The organism is Tomitella gaofuii, from assembly GCF_014126825.1.
GTDB classification, from domain to species: Bacteria; Actinomycetota; Actinomycetes; order Mycobacteriales; family Mycobacteriaceae; genus Tomitella; species Tomitella gaofuii.
On the sequence record NZ_CP059900.1, the window covers coordinates 344136 to 363431 of the forward strand.

Below are 19296 nucleotides of genomic sequence, written 5' to 3' on the forward strand. Positions count from 1 at the left end.
GAGATGCCGATGCCCCCCGAACACTGTTCGTCTTCCCCTCGCAGAGCCGAGTCATGGACTCGCACAGTCTGCTCGGCCCTGGTCGTTGTCACCGCCGGGCTGGTTGGCGCGACTGCGTTGAGTGTGGCGCTGTTCCACCGTGACGACCCGGCGTCGGGGACGGTCACGGTGCTCACCGGCTACCCGTTGTGGCTGGTGCTCGTCGCAGGTTGCGCCGGTCACATCATCCATCGGCGACGCCGTTGACCGTCGCACGCAGAGGGCCTCCGGATGCGGCGGCCGGCGTGGGCGCCCACGCCACCCTCACTCCTCGACCAGCGCGAACACCCGGGCCGGGCTGCCGGTGCCGCCGACGATCGGCAGGGGCGCCACCACGAGCACCGCGCCGGTGACGGGCAGCTGCGCGAGGTTCTGCAGCGAGGTGACCCCGTACTTGTCGTGCCCCAACAGGTGGTGGTGGGCGGGGAACGGCGGCTGGAACTCGGCCGCCTTCCCGGCGTCGATGCCCACCGTGTCCACGCCGATGCCGGAGATCGGCCGCTCGGTGGCCAGCCACTCGGCCGCCTCGGCGCTGAGTCCAGGTGTGTGCGAACCGTTCTCGTCGGCATTGAGGAACGCCTCCTGGTCGTCCGAGTACTTCTCCCACCCGGTGCGCAGCAGCAGCCAGCCGTTCTCCGGCAGCCGCCCGTGCTCGGCCTCCCAGGCTTCGATGCGCGGCACGTCGATGAGGAAATCCGGGTCGTCCTCCACCTCCGCGCGCACGTCGAGCACCACCGCCGGGCCGACGAGCCGGGGCAGCCCGATGCCGGCGACGTCCTTGCCCTCACGACCGCTGATCCAGTGCACGGGCGCGTCGATGTGCGTGCCGATGTGCTCGCCGGTGCGGATGTTGTGGTGCTTCCAGAACGGGCCGGGCTCGTTGTAGGCGCTGACCTCCTCGAGGCTGAAGTCGATGAGGTTGGAGAACGGCTCGGGCAGCCGCAGCGTGGGCGTGTCCGAGGAGAGCGTGTTGGTCAGGTCGATCATCCTGATCGCCCCGCGGTCGAGGGCGGAAAGCAGTTCGGTGAGCATGGTCTGTCCCTTCGTTGCGATGATGGTCCGTGCCGTCGGCGCCGCTTCCGGCGAACCCGCTACCCCTCGGCCTTGAACGCGTCGGCGAGCCACCACGACGGCTTCGAATCGGCCGTCTTGATGTCCACCATCAGCGGGGCGTCGCGCGGACCGGCCGCCCAGGCGGCCACGGCGTCCAGGTCGTCCTCCTCGCGCACGGTGACCCCGGTGAACCCGTAGCCGCGACCGACCGCCGCGAAGTCGACATCGGGGAAGGTGACGAAGCCGTCGTCGCCGTCGGAGCGGCCGAAGTGGTGCACCTCCGCGCCGTAGGCGGAGTCGTTGTAGACGAGCACCACCATCGGCAGGCCCAGGCGCACCACGGTCTCGAGCTCGGCGGCGCCCATCAGCAGGCCGCCGTCACCGCACGCGGCCACCGTGAGCCGGTCGGGGCGCGCGACGGCGTGCCCGATCGCGGAGGCCAGGCCCAGTCCGACGCACTGGAACGCCTGGCTGAAGCACAGCGACCGGGCGTCGGTGATGGTGAGGAACATGCTCGGGTAGCCGAGGAAGTTGCCGGAGTCGACGGCGACGTTCTTGTCGGCGCCGAGCATGCGGTCCAGCGCGATCGTGGCGGTGCGCGGGTCGATGCGCCCCGGATCGGCTGCCGGCCGGAACGAGATGTCCGGCCAGCGGGCGCCGCCTGCGATGCGCTTGCGGTTGGTGCCGGTGCGGCGTTTGCCGGAGAGCTCCTCCATCTCCGGGATGTGTGCGGCGATGGCGCGTGCGGTGGCGGCCGCGTCGCCGGCGATCTCCAGGTGCACGGCGCGCTGCAGGCCCAGGCGCGTGGGCGCGTCGTCCACCTGGATCAGCGTGGCCTTCTCCGGCAGCAGGTCGCCGTTGCTGGTGGTCCACCGGCCCAGCCCGCATCCGAAGGCGACGATCACGTCGGAATCGAGCACCAGCTCGGCGGTGAGCGGGGAGGCGAGGTCGCCCATCACGTCCAGGTTGTACGGGTCGCCGTGGAACAGCCCCCGGGCGACGGCGGATGTGGCCGTGAGCCCGCCGGAGAGCCGGGCCAGCTCGCGCAGCTCGTCGCGCGCGTGCCGCGCCCCGCGCCCGCCGATGATCAGCGGCGCCCGCGCGTCCAGCAGCAGCTGTGCGGCGGCCTCGACGTCGGACGGGTCCGGCAGCAGCGCGCGCGGGGGCTGCAGCGGCGGCACCGGGCCATCCTCGGGGGACTCCATCGTCTGCACGTCCACCGGGAAGTTGAGCACCACCGGGGTGCGCTCGGCCAGGGCGGTGCGCACCGCCATCCGGACGTCCGCGGTGGCGGTGTCACGCGCTACGCGCACCGAGGCGGCGCCGACGGCGCGGGCGAGACCGTCCTGGTCCACCCGGAAGTTCGACAGCCGGTCGCCCGTCGGCGCCTCCCCGGCCAGCACGATCATCGGCGAGCCGCTCTTGGCCGCCTCGGTCAGGCCGGTGATCACGTTGGTCAGCCCGCCGCCCTGGTGCACGGACACCACCGGCAGCGCGTCCGCCATGCGCGCGTATGCGTCGGCCATCGACACCGCGCCGCCCTCGTGGCGGGCGCCGATATACGCGGCGCCGCGGTCGATGAGCGCGCGTGTCACGTGGTAGTTGCCGCTGCCGGCGACGCCGAACACCTGTGTGGCCCCGAGCGCGTGGAGCGTCTCGGCGACCCGTTCGTATACCTTCATCACACGTACCCCATCCGCCTATCCCACAGTCTCTTCCTCGTCGATGCGCACACTTCGCGATTTCCGGTGGCGGACACTGGCGCCGCGTACCGGGTCACCCGCGCCGGCGCCTGTCACCCGCGCCGGCGCAGTGCCGCCGCCCTCTCCCGCCACCGTTCCGCCCGCGTGCCGCGCAGCAGGTGCTGCGCCACGATGTGCCCGGACCCGCCGCCGAGGCCTGGGCCGGGGTGGGTGAACGCGCCGATGTGGAACAGGCCGTCGACCCCCGTGCGGTGCCCTGTCCCGGACCCGGGCCGCCACACCAGGTTCTGGTCGAGCTCGACGGCGCCGCCGTACGGATCGCCGTCCACCGCGTTCGGGTTGGCGGCGGTGAGGTCCGGCGGCGAATACACCGCGGCCTTGAGCACCTTCGCGGCGATCCCGGGGGCGTGCTCGTCCAGCCGGCCGAGCACGCGGGCCACGTAGGCGTCGACGACCCGTGGGGTCCACCCGCCGCGCGTGTCGATGCGGCCGGCGGCGTCCCCGCGGGGCCGGAATGGCAACTCCTGCAACTGCAGCCAGAGCGTGGCGTGCCCCTGCGGCGCCCGTGCGGGGTCGAGCACGCACTGCTGGCCGACGACGACGGTCGGCACCGCGGGGAGAAGCCCGGCCTCGGCCTGCGCGCAGGCGATGCCTGTGGAGTCCGCCCCGTTGCCGACGTGCACCAGGGGCACGGCGTCCAGCCGGTGATCCGTCCACGCGGGCGGGGAGTCGAGGGCCACGTGGATCTGCATGGCGGCGCGCCCCGGCCGGGAGCGGGCCAGTGCCGCGGCGCCGGTGTCTCCGACCGCGGACGCGGGCAGCAGCTCCTGGTAGAGCGCGCGGGTCGACGTCGACGCGAGCACCGCCTGGCGGGCGCGGAGGGTGCGGCCGCCGACCACCACGCCGTCGGCACGCCCGCGGGCCACCGTGATCGCCTGCGCCCGCCGCCCCAGGATCAGATCGACGCCGCGTTCGGCCAGCAGCCGCTCGAAGGCCCGAACGAAGTGCGCGGCGCCGCCGGCGACGACGGGCAGCCCGAAGCCGTGCAGCGACGCCGCCATCACCGGCAGCATGATCCCGCCGGAAGCGTGGTCCGGGCCGAGTCCCGCGTGCAGCAGCCACGGCGTCCACAGTTGGTCGACCTCCCCGCCGGCGAAGTGCTCGCGCGTGAACGCCCGGCCGCTCTGCGCCCCGGCGCGCGCCAGCTCGCGCAGCCCGTCGCCGCGCAGCCGCCGCCAGGCCGCGCCCGCGAGGCCGGCGAGCTCCCGCATCCCGAGCTCCGTGCCGAGTGCGCCGAACACCGTCGGGCCCCACGCGTCCATCCGTGCGAGCATGGCCCGGTAGGCGTCGCGGTCCTCCGGCCGTTCGAGCGCGTCGGCGGTGGCGTCGGGGTCGCGCCAGGCGAGGACGGTGCCCCGCTCGGAGACCGCCGCGGTGACGGCGCCGTCGGTGTTGCGGTACTCGAGCCCGTGGCGATGGAGGTCCGCGCCCAGCTCCGCGTAGCCGCCGCCGCCGACGAACAGCGGGTGCCACGACGAGAACGCGTCGTGGGTGTACCCGGGCAGGGTCAGCTCCCCGGAGGCGATGAACCCGCCGATGTCGTCGTGCTCGTCGACCAGGGCGACGCGCCGGCCCGCGCCGGCCAGCTCGGCCGCCGCGACCATGCCGTTGATCCCCGCGCCGATCACCACCGCGTCGTACTCGGCGCGCCGGTCGCCGATCGCCGTGACGGTCACGCCGCCTCCTGGAGCGTCTTCGCGAGTCGGGGCGTGATGTGCCGGTAGTCCTGCGGATTGAACGGCAGCAGCCATTGCTTGATCTTGACGGCGCGGGAGACGTCCAGGCCCACGTCGGAGAGCACCTCGTCGATGTTGTGCACGGAGAACGGGATGAGGTTGGTCCCGTGCGCGTGCTTGCCGCGGGTGCGTTCGCGCATCCAGGCGAGGCGCTCGCGGGTCTCGTCGAGCATCTCCTCGCGCGACGGCGTCCGGTGGTTGCCGCCCAGCAGCGAGCCGATCCAGATCGCCGACACCTCCGCCGACAGGGGCGACAGGAACGACGAGTTGTACCCGGCGAACGAGAGGTCGTCGACGTGGATGGGGTGGATCTGCCGGTACAGCAGGAAGTCGCCGTTGTCGTCGACGAGCCGTTCCATGACCGACGGCGGCAGGAACGGGATCTCCTGGGTCCAGCCGGTGGCCGCGAGCACGAGGTCCGCGCGGAGCACGTCGCCGTTGGCGAGCTCGGCGTGCGGGGCGCCGTCCTTCTCGAGGAACCGGACGATGCGGGTGTCGCGCTGGACGGTGATCCGGCCCTCGGCGACCGCCTCGAAGAACCCTTCGGAGGCCAGGGAGACCGTGGACCGTGCGATGTCGGCGAACGTGCCCGGCGGCAGCAGCCCCAGCGGCTTGAGCCGCAACTGGCCGGTGGTGATCTTCTCCACGCCTCCGAGCATGCCATTGGCCACGGCGGATCCGCGCGCGTGCAGGAAGCGTTCGAAGCCCGTGAGCCGACGGTACGGGAAGAGGCTCTCGCCCAGCCGGGTGAGCAGCAGGTACTTGTAGTTGATGATCCCCTTGACGTGCCGGGGCATCTTCCACAGCAGATGGCGCGCGACGACCGTCGTCGAGCGGGCGACGGCGGCGGTCTCGACGGCGATGTCGCAGGCCGACTTGCCGTAGCCGACGATCACCGCGTGCTTGCCGCGCACCTGGTCGAGACTTTGCAGCTCGTTGGCCGGGATCACCCGGCCGCCGGCCCGCTCGAGGTCGTCGACGCCCTCGTAGTCGGGGATGAACGGCCGCGAGAAGATGCCGCTGGCCACGACGAGGTGGTCGAAATGGGTGGTGTTCTCACCGCCGTCGGCGGCGCGCGCGGTGACGTCCCATCCGCCGCCGACGGTCGGCACCGCGGCGGTGACCTCGGTGGACAGTCGCAGGCACCCGGGCAGGTCGAACTCCGCGGCGTAACCCTCGAGGTACTGCTGAACCTGTGCGCTCGTGGGCCACTGCGGGAAGCTGCGCGGCATGGCCATGTCCGACAGCGAGTAGCTGCCCTTGTTGTTCTGCGTGCGCAGGCCGGGATAGCGCCGGGTGGCGCTCCACACTCCGCCCACGTCGGGCTCCTTCTCGTACACGGTGACCTGGTGCCCCAGCGCACGGAGGACCCGCGCCGAGGCCAGGCCCGCGAAGCCTGCGCCGATGATGCCGATGTTCATGGTCGGTTCCTTCCGGTCATTCGGAAAGCTGCGGAATGGCGGGGACGGCCTGCTCCGGGCCCATCGCCGAGTAGCCGCCGTCGGCCGCCCAGTCGGCGCCGGTGACGACGGAGGCGGCATCGGAGGCGAGGAACGCGACGACGTCGCCGATCTCCCGCCCGTCGCCGACCCGGCCGGTGAGGTGGAACGGTGCGGCCACGCGGTCGGTCTTCGCCCGGTCGCCGCCGGAGAGGTCGGCCATGATCGTCGACCAGGTCCAGCCGGGGCTCACCGAGTTGACGCGGATGCCGTCCGCGGCGAAGTCCATCGCCATCGACCGCGTCAGCTGCACGATCGCGGCCTTGCTCGCCGGGTACAGCCAGCGCCCGGTCTGGGCGGCCTTGCTGGAGATGGACGAGAAGTTGACGACGGCGCCGCGGCCGCCGGCCTTGAGGTGCGGGTACGCGGCGCGGACGAGCTCGACCATGCTCACCACGTTCACATTCAGCGCGGCCAGCCAGTCGGCGCGCCGGCTGTCGAAACCCTCGTCGAGGTAGGTGGCTGCCAGGTTGACGACGATGTCGATGCCGCCGTGCCTGTCGACCGTCGCCGCGACCAGCCGGGCGAGGTCGGCGTCGTCGGTGATGTCGGTGCGCACGAAGTCGACGCGCGCGCCCAGCCGTGCGGCGGCGGCGCGGCCGCCGTCCTCGTCGATGTCGGCGATGACGACGTGCGCGCCGGCCTCCGCCAGCGCCTCCACGACCCCCTGCGCCAGCAGGGTGGCGCCGCCGGAGACGATGGCGGTGCGTCCGGTGAGATCCGGCATGTCCGCGTCCCTTCTCGAAAGGTCGGATGTTGCGTGCATCACAGAAGGTAAGCGCATGTGAGGGATGTCGCTATCCGCTTCACGTGCGGATGATCCGGATTGCGCGGGCGGGTGCCGCCGTCAGCCGGCGAGGGTCTGCGAGGGCAGCTCGCCGTAGGCGTCCCGGTAGTGCTGCGCGAATCGGCCCAGGTGGAACAGGCCCCACCGGGCCGCCGTGTCGGTGACGGACGTGGACGACGGTGTCCCGGCCAGCAGCTCGCGGCGCACGTTGTCCAGGCGGATGCGGCGCAGCTCCTGCATGGGAGGGGCCCCGAGCTCACGCTGGAACGCGTCCTGCAGAGCCCGCGGGGACACGCCCGCCTCGACGGCGAGTTCCTGCAGCCGCCACGGGCGGGCCGCGTCGGCGGTCATGAGCCCGAGGGCGGTGCGCACGGCCTTGCTTCCCGCCATCCGGACGCACGCGTCGGCGTCCTCGGGCGCGCTGCTCGCCTGCGCGTCGAGCAGTCCGGCGATGAGCGCCTGGGCGAAGTGCCCGGCGGTGTGCGGCGAGGCGAGGATGCTGCCGCCGGAATCGGCCTCGTCGACGGCCAGCCGGACCATCCGCAGCCAGGACCGGACCGCGGGCGACTGCAGGTAGAGCATGGGCTGGAACACCGGCTCCGCGCCGTCGGGGCTGAGCGCCGCCACCGCATCTCTGCGCATGTACACCAGCAGCTGCTCGCAGTCGGCGGACCAGACCATGTCCACCGGCTCGCTGGGCGAGCCCACCGACGCGTGGGCGGTGTCCGAGGCGACGACGTGGCCGCCCACCCGCACGCGCGCCCTGCCCGCGAGCGGCACCTGGACGAGGTAGAAGTCGTCGAAGGTGCCGGGGTTGATGCGCACTTCCGCGCCGTAGCGCAGGTAGTTCAGCTTGACGTCGCCGCCGCACTGCACGCTGTTGTAGAGCATGTCGAGCGCCGCGTCGCGCCGGGTGGGGGTGAGGACGTGCGGGCAGAACTCGCCGGCGACGCGTTCACGTGCTTCATCGACGTCCGTCGTCGCCAGGAGCCGGTGCCGATTGAGGATCGCCGATGCCATCATCCCGTGCCGAAGTCCGCCTGCCTGCGTCCTGCATCGCCCTGGACCCGGTCCTGTCGTCGGTCCGGATCAGGGCCGCAGATTGCCTCCGATGCTACCGCGTGCGCCCCCGGCAGCGCGGGCTTCACGCCGCCGGCTCACGGGCGCCACCGGCGGTGGCGGGTGCCGGCCTCGCCGTCGCGGATGAGCTCGAGGCGAGGACGGTCCCGGTCGGCGCGCCCGGCGGGGGGCTTGCGGCTGCCCGCCTTGAACGGATCAACCCACACGGCGCCCGGCCCTGCGTACTCCTGCTCGGCGGCCGCGTGCAGCGTCCAGTGCGGGTCGTACAGGTGGGGGCGGCCGATCGCGACGATGTCCGCGCGGCCGGCGAGCAACACGGAGTTGACGTCGTCCCACGAGCTGATCGCCCCGACGGCGACGATCGTCGTGCCGTGCTTGCGGCCGACGACGTTGCGGATGTGGTCGGCGAACGGGGTCTGGTAGCTGCGCCCGAAGGCGGGCTCCTCGGTGCTGACGACCTGCCCGGTGGAGACGTTGATCATCTCGACGCCGTATTGCGCGAGCGCCTCGGACACGGCCACCGCCTCGTCGACCCCGTTGCCGCCTTCGGCCCAGTCCGTGGCCGAGATGCGGGCGGACAACGGTTTGCCCGCCGGCCAGGCTGCGCGCACCGCGGCGACCACGCGCAGCGGGAAGCGCAGCCGGTTCTCCAGGGAACCGCCGTAGCCGTCGGTGCGCGCATTCGTCAGCGGCGACAGGAACGACGAGAGCAGATAGCCGTGGGCCAGGTGCAGTTCCAGCAGGTCGAACCCGGCGCGATCCGCCGCGCGGGCGGCATCGGCGAACTCGTCGACGATCCGCGCCATGTCGGCCTCGTCCATCTCCCGCGGGGTCTGGTTGACCGCAGAGTACGGCAGCGGCGACGGGGCGATGACCTCCCAGTTGCCCTCGGGCAGCGGCTGATCGATTCCCTCCCACATGAGCTTCGTCGAGCCCTTGCGTCCGGAATGGCCGATCTGCGCGCCGATCTTCGCGGCGGACTGCGCGTGCACCAGATCGACGATCCGTTTCCACTCGCGCTCCTGCTCCGCGGTGTAGAGGCCGGTACAGCCGGGGGTGATGCGCCCCTGCGCGGAGGTGCAGATCATCTCGGTCATCACGAGCCCAGGCCCACCCATGGCCTTGCTGCCCAGGTGGGCCAGGTGGAAGTCGTTGGGCACGCCGTCGTGGGCCTTGTACATGTCCATCGACGACACCGAGACCCGGTTGCACAGCTCCAGCCCGCCCAGCCGGTAGGGCTGGAACATCGGCGGCGCCTGCCGGGGCTCGTCGCAGTGGCCGGCGCCGTGCTGATCGGCGGCGTACCAGGCGTCGAGGTCCTCGACGAACTCGGCGTCGCGCAGGCGCAGGTTGTCGTGGGTGATCCGCCGGCTGCGGGTGAGGATGTTGAAGGCGAACTGCGTCGGCTCCTGCTGGGTGTAGTCGGCGATGTTCTCGAACCACTCCAGGCTGGCCTGCGCGGCGCGCTGCGTGGACTCGACCACGGGGCGGCGCTCCTCCTCGTAGAAGAGCAGGGCGTCGTCGAGGGAGTCGTGCTCGCTCAGGCACGCGGCCAGCGCCAGCGCGTCCTCCATCGCCAGCTTGGTCCCCGAGCCGATGGAGAAGTGCGCCGTGTGCGCGGCGTCGCCGAGCAGGACGATGTTCCGGTGCCGCCAGCGGCTGTTGCGCACGGTGGTGAAGGTGGTCCACCGGGAGTTGTTCGTCAGCACCTTGTGGCCCTCGAGTACGTCGCTGAACAGCTCCGCGACGTACTCGACGGAGGGCATGTCGCTCTCGCCGGGGCGCAGGCCGGTGGCGGCGATGTCCCCGAAGCCGGCGCGCCGCCATACCTCGTCGTGCATCTCGATGATGAAGGTGGAGCCGCCGGTGCCGTACGGGTAGCCGTGGATCTGCATGACGCCGTGCGGGGTCTCGCGGATGTAGAACTTGAACGCCTCGAAGACGCGGTCGGTGCCGAGCCACATGTACTTGCACCGGCGTGCGTCGAGCTCGGTGCCGAACTCGGCGGCGTACCTGCCGCGCACGGCGGAGTTGAGGCCGTCGGAGGCGATGACCAGGTCGTAGTCGGCGCTGAGCGCGTCGACGTCCGGGGCCTCGGTGCGGTAGCGCACGTCCACTCCCAGATCGGCGCAGCGCTGCTGGAGTATCCGGATGAGCTCCTTGCGGCTCATCGCCGCGAAGCCCTGCCCGCCCGAGGTGAAGGTGGTGTCGCGGAAGTGGATGTCGATGTCGTCCCACTGCGCGAACTGCTGCGACATCCGCCGGTAGATCTCCGGGTCCGCGTGCTCGATGCCGCCCAGCGTCTCGTCGCTGAACACCACGCCGAACCCGAAGGTGTCGTCCGGGGCGTTGCGCTCCCAGACGGTGATCTCGTGGTGCGGGTTCAACTGCCTGACCAGCGCTGCGAAGTACAGCCCGCCGGGGCCTCCGCCTGCGATCGCGATCCGCATGGGTGCGCCTCCCTCGTCTCGAATGACCATTATCATATGTCGTCTCTATTACGTACGTCAATGGAACGATGCATACCGATTGCGGGGAGGTGTAGCGGCGCTCCTTCCGGCGTGGGTATGCGTGGAGGCGGTGATATCGTCACGGTTGCCGTCGTAATATCCACGAACGTTGACGAACGACGCAGAAACGATATAGCGTGTGGGTCATCGTCGGCACGGGAAGGACCTCGTCATGAACCAGTTCGCCCTCACCGAGGAGCAGGGCGCCCTCGTCGCCCGCGTGCGGCGCATCGCGGAGGAGGAGCTCGGCGCGCTGTCGGAATCGGGCGCGCCCGGCCGGGTCAACCGCCCGCTCATCAAGGCGCTGGGCACCCGCGGCCTGCTGGAGACCCTGTTCGGCGGCGCGGACGCCGGCCGCAAGGCGGCCGCCATGGACCTGTGCCTGCTGCGCGAGACGCTGGCCGCGGTGAACACGGAGGCGGAGACGGCACTGGCCCTGCAGGGGCTCGGCAGCTACCCGTTCCTCCTGTTCGGCAGCGACGAGGTCGTCGCCCGCTGGCGGCCGCGGGTCGCGTCCGGCGACGCGGTCGCCGCCTTCGCGCTGTCCGAAGCCGGCGCCGGGTCCGACGCGGGCGCTCTGGAGCTGCGCGCCGAGCCGGACGGCGACGGCTGGACCCTGCACGGCGAGAAGTGCTGGATCTCGAACGGGCCGGAGGCGGACGTCTACTCGGTCTTCGCGCGCACCACGGAAGGCGCACGCGCACGGGGCATCACCGCCTTCGTGGTCCCTGGCGACAGCGCGGGGCTCAGCGGCGAGGCGCTCGACATGATCTCACCGCACCCGATCGGCCGCGTCGTCTTCGACGGCGTCCGCGTCGGGCCGGGGGACGTGCTGGGGGAGGTGGACCGCGGGTTCGGCGTCGCGATGCGCACCCTGGACCTGTTCCGCCCCAGCGTCGGCGCGTTCGCCCTCGGCATGGCGCAGGCCGCGCTGGACGAGGCCGTCGCCCACACCACCACCCGCACGGCGTTCGGCGGCGTGCTCGCCGACCAGCAGGCGGTGTCGCACACGCTGGCGGACATGGCGCTGCGACTGGAGGCGAGCCGGCTGCTCGTGTACTCGGCGGCCTCCGCCTACGACGCGGGGGCGGCCCCCGAGGAGATCACGCGGCGTTCGGCGATGGCCAAGCTCGACGCCACCGAGACCGCCCAGTTCGTCGTCGACGCCGCGGTGCAGCTGGTGGGGGCGCGGGCACTGCAGCGCGGGCACATTCTGGAGCACCTCTACCGCGATGTGCGCGCGCCCCGGATCTACGAGGGCGCCTCGGAGGTGCAGCGCACGATCATCGGCCGCTCGCTCACCCGCCCGGCCCGCTGACCGGACCCGCTGAACCACCCGGCGCCGAGCAGGACCCGCCACCACGACAGGAGCCCACCATGACCAGGACCAGCCCGTTCCGCGCCTCGGCGGCGATCACCGACGACTGGCGGCACTTCGACTTCCGGGTGGACGACGGCGTCGGCACCGTCACGTTCACCCGGCCGGAGAAGTACAACCCGCTCACCTTCGACAGCTACGCGGACCTGCGCGACCTGCTGCACGAGCTGCCCTACCGGGACGACGTCCGCGTGCTGGTGATCCGCGGCGAGGGCAAGGCGTTCTGCGCCGGCGGCGACGTCAACGAGATCATCGGCGAGCTGATCGAGATGGACGCCAAGGACCTCATGGCGTTCACCAAGATGACCGGGGACGTCATCCGGGCGATGCGCGAGTGCCCGATCCCCATCATCTCCGGCATCCAGGGGATCGCGGCCGGAGCCGGGTCGGTCATCGCGCTCGCCTCCGACTTCCGCGTGGTCGCGGAGTCCGGCAAGTTCGCGTTCCTGTTCAGCAAGGTGGGGCTGTCCGGCGGCGACATGGGGGCGGCCTACCTGCTGCCGCGGGTCGTCGGGGCGGGGCGCGCGACGGAGCTGCTCATGCTCGGCGACACCATCAACTCGACGACGGCGGACCGCTACGGGCTGGTGAGCAAACTGGTGCCCACCCCGGACCTCGACGCCGAGGTGGCGGCGCTGGCCCGCCGCCTGGCGGACGGCCCGACGCTCGCCTACCAGCAGACCAAGACGCTCATCACCCGCGAGCTGGACATGCCCATCGGCAGCGCCATGGAACTCGACGCCATGACCCAGGCGCTGCTCATGACCACGCACGACCACTCCGAGTTCCACGCGTCCTTCAACGCCAAGCGCCCGCCGCAGTGGACGGGCCGGTGACCGCCCCCCGCGTCTGCGTGGTCACCGGTGCCGGACGCGGAATCGGCAGGGCGACGGCACTGGCGCTACTGGCCGACGGGCATCGCGTGGTGGCCGTCGCACGAGGGGCCGAGTCGCTCGAGTCGCTGGCCGCCGACGCCGGGCCCGACGCCTCCGGAAGGGCCCTGGCGGTCCCGGCGGACGTCACTGTCGCCGACGACGTCGAGCGGATCTTCGCCGCCGCCGAGGAGCGATGGGGGCCGGCGGAGGTGCTCGTCGCGGCCGCCGGCACCGGCAGCGCGGCACGGCTGGACGAGACGTCCGACGCGCTGTGGGACGGCGCCATCGCGCTGAACCTCACCGCGCCGTTCCGGTGCATGCGGCGCGCGCTGCCGGGTATGCGGGCCGCCGGATGGGGCCGGATCGTGGTGGTCGGCTCGGTGGTGTCCAAGCGCGGCGAGCCGCTCGTCGCCGCCTACACCGCCAGCAAGCACGGGGTGCTGGGACTGGTGCGGTCGGCCGCGGCGGAGTTGGCGCGCACCGGGATCACCGTCAACGCGGTGTGCCCGGGTTACGTGGACACCCCCATGACCGCGCAGACGGTCGCCGACATCGGGGTGCGCAGCGGCCGCACTCCGGACGAGGCGCGGGCGGTGCTGGCCGGGCGCCAGCCTATCGGCCGGCTGATCGCCCCGGATGAGGTCGCCGACGCGGTGCGCTTCTGCATCGGCAATGCCGCCATGACCGGCCAGGGACTCAACATCGACGGAGGAGCAGTGCAATCATGACCGGAATCGAGTACGTCAACCCGCCCGAGCTCGGCCGCCCGTCCGGGTTCTCGCACGCGGTGCGCGCCGGCGACACCGTCTATCTGGCGGGGGAGACGGCGCTCGACGCGGAGGGCAGGATCGTCGGCGACACCCTCGTCGAACAGTTCGAGAAGGCACTGGACAACATGCTCACCGCGCTGCGCGCCGCCGGGGGCGGGCCGGAGAAGCTGGTGAGTCTGACGATCTACATCGTCGACCTGCAGGAGTACAAGGCGGCCATGCGGGACATCGGCCGGGTGTGGAAGAAGATGATCGGCGATCACTACCCGGCCACCGCGGGCATCGGCGTGGCGCGGCTGTGGGACATCGAGGCGCGTGTCGAGGTCCACGGGGTCGCCTACCTGGGGTGAGCGGGGACCCCGGGCGCGTCAGGGCGTGATGAGCGCCGTCGCGTGCTCGCGCGCGGGGCCGCTCAGCGTCGCGTTGAGCCCGTCGAACAGCGACGCCGCGGCGATGCCGTTCCAGCCCGGCGGCAGCAGCTCGTGCGGCAGGCCCGGGTCCAGGTACGGCAGCCGCCGCCACTCGGTGAGGGCGGCGACGTAGGCGCGGAATGCGTCCCCGGCGGTGAAGTCGTCGGAATCGGCCGCGCGCAGCACCGGCCGGTACCGGGACAGGAACTGCGCGTACAGCGCGGTGAGCTCGTCGAGGTCCCACCAGGCGCGGACTTTCGAGCGGAGGTCGCCGAACCCCAGGTGCTCGCCCCGGAACATGTCCACGTAATCGCTCAGACCCCGTCGACGGAGCATCTGCTCGGCCTCGCGGGCGATGTTGCCGGGCGCCACCCACACCCCCGCCGCGGCCGTCCCGAAACCGAGCCGGGTCAGCTGCGTGCGCAGCTCGTGGCGCTTGCCGCGCTCGGATTCGGGGATCGAGAACACCACCGTCAGCCAGCCGTCGTCGGGCGTGGCGCGTTTGCGCTCGAAGATGCGCACGTCGCCCTCGGCGAGCATCTCCAGGGTCTGCGGCGCCAGCGAGTATCCGGCGCTGCCGTCGTGCCGCGCGCCGGTGAGCATGCCCCGGCGCTTGAGGCGCGAGATCGACGACCGCACCGCCGGCGACGGCACGCCCAGCTCTTCCATCAGGCGGATCACGGCCGCGACCGCCAGCCAATTGTTCTGCGCCCGCGCGTAGAGCCCGAACAGCGTCACGATCAGGCGCCGCGGGGGGATGTCGGCGGCCAGGTGTGCGCCGCGGACCGCAGCGTCGGAAGTGCCGGGGGTCGAGGTCGGATCAGCCTGCGTCACGGATGAAGCATATCGGACGGGGAAGGGGGTGCGCTGTACCGGAGAATGCACCGATTTTGCTGTGCTAATTGATACCTGTCGGATCATTGACGAGCGTCATCAACGAAGTATAGTGTGACGTGAGCGACAATCTGGAGGCTTCGTACTATGCAAACGACCTCGGAGTCCGCCCGGCATTCGGCGCATGTCGACACGTTCTGCCGTGACAACCTGCCGCCCGCGGACCAGTGGCCCACCTTCGAATTCACCCTTCCGGAGCTGCAGTATCCCGATCGGATCAACTGCGCGACAGCCCTTCTCGACGACCCGATCGCCCTGTACGGCCCCGATCGCCCGTGCCTGTCCGGCGGCGGCGAGCGGTGGACCTACGGCGAGACGCGCGCGCATGCCAACCGGGTGGCGCACGTGCTCACGGAGGAACTGGGCCTCGTGCCGGGCGGGCGGGTGCTGCTGCGCGGCCTCAACAACCCGTGGACGGCGGCGTGCTGGCTGGGCGTGCTCAAGGCCGGCGGCGTCGTCGTCACCACGATGCCCCTGTTGCGCGGCAAGGAGATCCGCGGCCTCCTCGACCTGACGCACGCGGGGATCGCCCTGTGCGACCACCGGCTGGCGGACGAGATGGCGGCAGCCGCGGACGGCGTCACCGTCGCGTATTTCGGCGGCGACGGGCCGGACGACCTTCTCGTCCGCGCGGCCTCGAAGCCCGCGGAGTTCGACGACGTGCCCACCGCCGCCGACGACGTGGCGATGCTGGCACCGACCTCGGGCACCACGGGGATCCCGAAGGCGACCATGCAGTTCCACCGGGACGTCCTCGCGGTGTGCGACACGTTCTCGAAGCGCGTGCTACAGCCGACCGCGGACGACGTGTTCACGGGCACGCCGCCGCTGGGGTTCACCTTCGGGCTCGGCGGCGCGCTGCTGTTCCCGCTGCGCGCCGGGGCGTCGTCGATCCTGCTCGAGCGCCCCGATCACGACGCCATCGCCGACGCGATCGAGCAGGGCGGCGCGACGATCCTGTTCACCGCGCCCACCGCGTACCGGTCGATGCTGCGCTCCGGGCACGAGGACGTGCTGGGCAGACTCCGGCGCGGCGTGTCGGCGGGAGAGGCGCTTCCGGGCGCGGTGTGGCGGGAGGTCCACGACCGGACGGGGCTCGCCCTGATCGACGGGATCGGCGCCACCGAGATGATGCACGTGTTCATCTCCGCGGCCGACGACGACATCCGCCCCGGGTCCACCGGCCGCGTGGTGCCGGGCTACCGCGCGGAGGTGCTCGACGGGGAGGGGCGCCCCGCCCCGGACGGCGAGCCGGGCCGCCTGGCGGTCATCGGCCCCACCGGATGCCGGTACCTTGCGGACCAGCGGCAGGCCCAGTACGTCCAGGACGGGTGGAACATCACCGGCGACACCTACATCCGCGACGCGGACGGCTACTTCTGGTTCCAGGCGCGCAGCGACGACATGATCGTCTCCTCCGGTTACAACATCGCCGGCCCCGCCGTCGAGCAGGCGCTGGGGCAGCACCCGGACGTCGTGGAATGCGCCGTCATCGGCATCCCCGACGAGGCACGCGGCGCCATCGTGCACGCGGCGGTGGTGCTGCGCGACGGGGTCGCCGGCGATGACGCGAAACGCCGTGAACTGCAGAGGTTCGTCAAGGAGACCATCGCCCCGTACAAGTACCCGCGGAGCCTGGAGTTCCGTGACTCGCTGCCCAAGACGCCCACCGGCAAGCTTCAGCGCTACCGGCTGCGCGAGCAGATCGCGGAGGAGCGGTGATGACGGCCTCAGGGGCCGCGCCCGCGGTGACGATCCGCCGGCGCCTCGAGTGGCCGGACACGGATGCGGCCGGCCACCAGCACCACTCCGTGGTGATGCGGTGGGCGGAGGAGGCGGAGGCGGAGCTGCTCGAATCGCTCGGTCACGCGACGCTGTTCGGCCGGATCCCGCGCGTGGCGTTTTACGCGCACTATCTGCAGCGCCTGTGGCTGCGCGACCCCGTCGAGATCCGGCTCGCGATCGGCGCGGTGGGCCGCACGTCGCTGACCTACACGTTCGAGGTGGAGGGCCCGCAGGGCACCGCCGCGACGGGCCGGATGGTCGTCGTGCACACCGACGGCAACGCGGGCGGCGCCGTGCCCTGGCCGGACGCGCTGCGCCCGCTGCTCACCGGGGAGGCCGGGCCGCCGCGGTGAGCAACGGCCCCCGGATAGGGGTCGACCGCCCGCTCACGGCACCGGCTCGCCGAGCTCCGGCGGCGCGCACCGGTACTGCGGCGGGGTGGCGGAGAGCCGGATCGGGTTGGCCACCTGGCGCACCGGGCCGTCGCGGCGCGGGTCGTCCACCTCCACCACCGGAACCAGGCCCAGCCGCTCCGCCAGCGCGAACGCGTCGGCCAGGTCGTTCAGCGGCCCACACGGCACGCCCGCCGCGGTGAGGCGGGTGAACCAGCCGTCGGCGGTGTCAGCGGACAGCAGCCGGGTGAGCGTGTTCGTGAGCTCCTCGCGGTGCGCCACTCTGTCGGTGTTGCGGGCGAACCGCGGGTCGTCTGCCAGGTCCGGCGCACCGAGTTCCTTCGCCAGCACGGAGAACTGCCGGTCGTTGCCGACGGCCAGGACCAGCGCTCGGTCCGCGGTGTCGAACAGTTCGTACGGCGTGATGCTGGGGTGCCGGTTGCCCATCGCCTGCGGCACCACTCCGGCACCGACGTATCCCGACGCCTGGTTCGACAGCGCCGAAAGCAGCGATGACAGCAGGTTCACCTCGACGCGCTGGCCGTCGCCGGTGCGGTCCCGGTGCCGCAGGGCCGCCAGGACGCCCACCGCCGCATGCAGACCCGTGATGACGTCGACCAGAGCGACGCCCACCTTGGTCGGCTGCCCGGGGTCCGGGCCGGTGATGCTCATCAGCCCGCCCACGGCCTGCACCAGCAGGTCGTAGCCCGGCAGGTCGTTGTGCCCGCCGAAGCCGGTGATCGAGCAGTACACCACCGCCGGGTTGGCGGCGGACACAACGTCATAGCCCAGGCCCAGGCGGTCCATCGTGCCGGGAAGGAAGTTCTCGACCACCACGTCGGCGCGCTTGGTCAGGTCGCGCGCCTCGGCGAGGTCGCCGGGATCGCGCAGGTCGAGCGCCCGGGACTCCTTGTTGCGGTTGACAGACTGGAAGTACGTGGCCTGCCCGCCCGCGAACGGCGGCCCCCACGAGCGGGTGTCGTCGCCGCTGCCCGGGCGCTCGATCTTCACCACCTGCGCGCCCAGGTCGGCGAGCAGCATCGTCGCGTACGGCCCGGCGAGCACCCGGCCGAAATCCGCGATGACGAGCCCGTCGAGAGCCCCGCTCATCGGAACGCGGCCTCGCCGGTGAGCGCGCGGCCGATCGTCAGCTGGTGCACCTCGGACGTGCCCTCGTAGGTGAGGACCGATTCGAGGTTGTTGGCGTGCCGGATCACCGGGTACTCCAGCGTGATCCCGTTGGCGGCCAGGATGGTCCGGCACTCGCGCGCCACGGCGATGGCCTCGCGGCAGTTGTTCAACTTGCCCAGGCTCACCTGCGCCGGCTCTACGGTGCCCGCGTCCTTGAGCCGGCCCAGGTGGTAGGCCAGCAGGTGCCCCTTGCCCACCTCGAGGGCGATGTCGGCGATCTTGGCCTGGGTGAGCTGGTAGGCGGCCAGCGGCTTGTCGAACACCATGCGGGTGGAGGCGTAGTCCACCGCCGTCTCCAGGCAGTCGCGCGCGGCACCGATCGCGCCGAAGATGATGCCGAAGCGCGCCTCGTTGAGGCAGCTCAGCGGGCCGCGCAGCCCGCGCGCCTCCGGCAGCATCGCCGACGCGGGCAGGCGCACGTCCTGCAGCACCAGCTCGGAGGTCACCGACGCGCGCAGCGACATCTTGGCCTTGATCTCCGGCGCGGAGAAGCCGGGGGTGTCGGTGGGCACCACGAAGCCGCGGATGCCCTTCGCGCCGTCTTCGAGCTCGGTGTTGGCCCAGACCACGGCCACGTCGGCCACCGAGCCGTTGGTGATCCACATCTTGGCGCCGTTGAGCACCCAGTCCGCGTCGTCCCCCGAGCCGTCGCGCTTGGCATGGGTGCGCATGCCGCCCGGGTCGGAGCCGAAGTCCGGCTCGGTCAGCCCGAAGCAGCCGAGCGCCTCGCCGGCGGCCATCCGCGGCAGCCACTCATTCTTGTGCTCCTCGCTGCCCCAGTGGTGGATGGCGAACATGGCGAGCGAGCCCTGTACGGAGACCAGCGACCGGATGCCGGAGTCGATGGCCTCGAGCTCCAGGCACGCCAGGCCGTAGGACACCGCGCTCATGCCGGCGCAGCCGTAGCCGTCCAGGTGCATGCCCAGAACCCCGACGCCGCCGAGTTCCTTGGCCAGCTCGCGCGCCGGGATGCGCGCGTCCTCGAACCATTCCGCGATGTGCGGCCGGATGCGCTTGTCGCCGAAGGCCCGGACGGTGTCGCGGATCTCGATCTCATCGGCGGACAGCAGCGAATCGAGCGCGAACAGTTCGGTGAGAGTGCGGGTGTCGGCCATGGCGGCCTCCTGTCGGTGT

The 19296-nt window shown here is 71.9% G+C and carries 17 protein-coding genes; 7 read left to right on the forward strand and 10 right to left on the reverse strand.

Going from position 1 to position 19296, the window contains the following annotated elements; all coding sequences use genetic code 11:
* Window positions 1-123 precede the first annotated feature (123 nt).
* The gene (locus H4F70_RS20775; protein WP_268968350.1) at window positions 124-246 is read left to right on the forward strand and encodes a hypothetical protein; all 123 of its coding nucleotides are present in this window, start codon (window positions 124-126) and stop codon (window positions 244-246) included.
* Window positions 247-303: 57 nt separating this feature from the next.
* Here the strand turns inward: H4F70_RS20775 and H4F70_RS01660 are convergent, their stop codons facing one another.
* The 7 genes from H4F70_RS01660 to H4F70_RS01690 form a co-directional block, all read right to left on the reverse strand.
* Window positions 304-1071 carry a cyclase family protein gene (locus tag H4F70_RS01660; RefSeq protein WP_182358783.1) on the reverse strand — a complete coding sequence of 256 codons (768 nt, stop codon included), beginning with the start codon at window positions 1069-1071 and terminating at the stop codon, window positions 304-306.
* A gap of 59 nt (window positions 1072-1130) precedes the next feature.
* Complete coding sequence (locus H4F70_RS01665) at window positions 1131-2774, reverse strand: thiamine pyrophosphate-binding protein (RefSeq protein WP_182358784.1); 1644 nt, start codon at window positions 2772-2774, stop codon at window positions 1131-1133.
* A 113-nt stretch (window positions 2775-2887) separates the two neighbouring features.
* Window positions 2888-4531, reverse strand: a complete 1644-nt coding sequence (locus tag H4F70_RS01670) for a phytoene desaturase family protein (RefSeq protein ID WP_235681279.1) — start codon at window positions 4529-4531, stop codon at window positions 2888-2890.
* Window positions 4528-6012, reverse strand: coding sequence for a flavin-containing monooxygenase (locus tag H4F70_RS01675; RefSeq protein WP_182358786.1), 1485 nt, complete (start codon window positions 6010-6012; stop codon window positions 4528-4530). The genes H4F70_RS01670 and H4F70_RS01675 overlap by 4 nt, the downstream gene beginning before the upstream one ends.
* Window positions 6013-6028: 16 nt before the next feature.
* A complete protein-coding gene (locus tag H4F70_RS01680; RefSeq protein WP_182358787.1) occupies window positions 6029-6817 on the reverse strand; it encodes an SDR family oxidoreductase in 789 nt (262 codons plus the stop codon).
* Between the two features lie 120 nt (window positions 6818-6937).
* The gene (locus H4F70_RS01685; protein ID WP_220471753.1) at window positions 6938-7900 is read right to left on the reverse strand and encodes an AraC family transcriptional regulator; all 963 of its coding nucleotides are present in this window, start codon (window positions 7898-7900) and stop codon (window positions 6938-6940) included.
* Window positions 7901-8034: 134 nt separating this feature from the next.
* Window positions 8035-10407 carry a bifunctional salicylyl-CoA 5-hydroxylase/oxidoreductase gene (locus H4F70_RS01690; RefSeq protein WP_182358788.1) on the reverse strand — a complete coding sequence of 791 codons (2373 nt, stop codon included), beginning with the start codon at window positions 10405-10407 and terminating at the stop codon, window positions 8035-8037.
* 232 nt (window positions 10408-10639) lie between these two features.
* Between H4F70_RS01690 and H4F70_RS01695 the strand changes: the two genes are divergently transcribed.
* Genes H4F70_RS01695 through H4F70_RS01710 form a run of 4 tightly spaced genes read left to right on the forward strand, consistent with a single transcriptional unit; the run spans window position 10640 to window position 13840 of the window.
* Entirely contained in the window at window positions 10640-11785 is a 1146-nt protein-coding gene (locus tag H4F70_RS01695) for an acyl-CoA dehydrogenase family protein (protein WP_182358789.1), read from the forward strand.
* A 59-nt stretch (window positions 11786-11844) separates the two neighbouring features.
* Window positions 11845-12681: an enoyl-CoA hydratase family protein gene (locus H4F70_RS01700; RefSeq protein ID WP_182358790.1), complete on the forward strand. Its 837-nt coding sequence runs from the start codon at window positions 11845-11847 to the stop codon at window positions 12679-12681.
* Window positions 12678-13448, forward strand: coding sequence for an SDR family NAD(P)-dependent oxidoreductase (locus H4F70_RS01705; protein ID WP_182358791.1), 771 nt, complete (start codon window positions 12678-12680; stop codon window positions 13446-13448). The genes H4F70_RS01700 and H4F70_RS01705 overlap by 4 nt, the downstream gene beginning before the upstream one ends.
* On the forward strand, window positions 13445-13840 hold the full coding sequence (locus tag H4F70_RS01710; protein WP_182358792.1) for a RidA family protein: 396 nt from the start codon (window positions 13445-13447) through the stop codon (window positions 13838-13840). Before H4F70_RS01705 ends, H4F70_RS01710 begins: the two co-directional genes overlap by 4 nt.
* An 18-nt stretch (window positions 13841-13858) precedes the next feature.
* On the opposite strand, the gene H4F70_RS01715 is transcribed toward H4F70_RS01710, so the two are convergent.
* Window positions 13859-14734, reverse strand: a complete 876-nt coding sequence (locus H4F70_RS01715) for a PaaX family transcriptional regulator (protein ID WP_235681280.1) — start codon at window positions 14732-14734, stop codon at window positions 13859-13861.
* A 147-nt stretch (window positions 14735-14881) separates the two neighbouring features.
* On the opposite strand from H4F70_RS01715, the gene H4F70_RS01720 reads away from it, so the two are divergent.
* Both H4F70_RS01720 and H4F70_RS01725 read left to right on the forward strand, forming a co-directional pair.
* The gene (locus tag H4F70_RS01720; protein ID WP_182358794.1) at window positions 14882-16516 is read left to right on the forward strand and encodes an AMP-binding protein; all 1635 of its coding nucleotides are present in this window, start codon (window positions 14882-14884) and stop codon (window positions 16514-16516) included.
* Window positions 16516-16932, forward strand: coding sequence for an acyl-CoA thioesterase (locus tag H4F70_RS01725; protein WP_182358795.1), 417 nt, complete (start codon window positions 16516-16518; stop codon window positions 16930-16932). Before H4F70_RS01720 ends, H4F70_RS01725 begins: the two co-directional genes overlap by 1 nt.
* 33 nt (window positions 16933-16965) lie before the next feature.
* On the opposite strand, the gene H4F70_RS01730 is transcribed toward H4F70_RS01725, so the two are convergent.
* Both H4F70_RS01730 and H4F70_RS01735 read right to left on the reverse strand, forming a co-directional pair.
* Entirely contained in the window at window positions 16966-18081 is a 1116-nt protein-coding gene (locus tag H4F70_RS01730; protein ID WP_182358796.1) for a CaiB/BaiF CoA transferase family protein, read from the reverse strand.
* Window positions 18078-19277 (reverse strand): acyl-CoA dehydrogenase family protein, encoded by a 1200-nt coding sequence (locus tag H4F70_RS01735; RefSeq protein WP_182358797.1) that lies wholly within the window; start codon window positions 19275-19277, stop codon window positions 18078-18080. Before H4F70_RS01735 ends, H4F70_RS01730 begins: the two co-directional genes overlap by 4 nt.
* Window positions 19278-19296 lie beyond the last annotated feature (19 nt).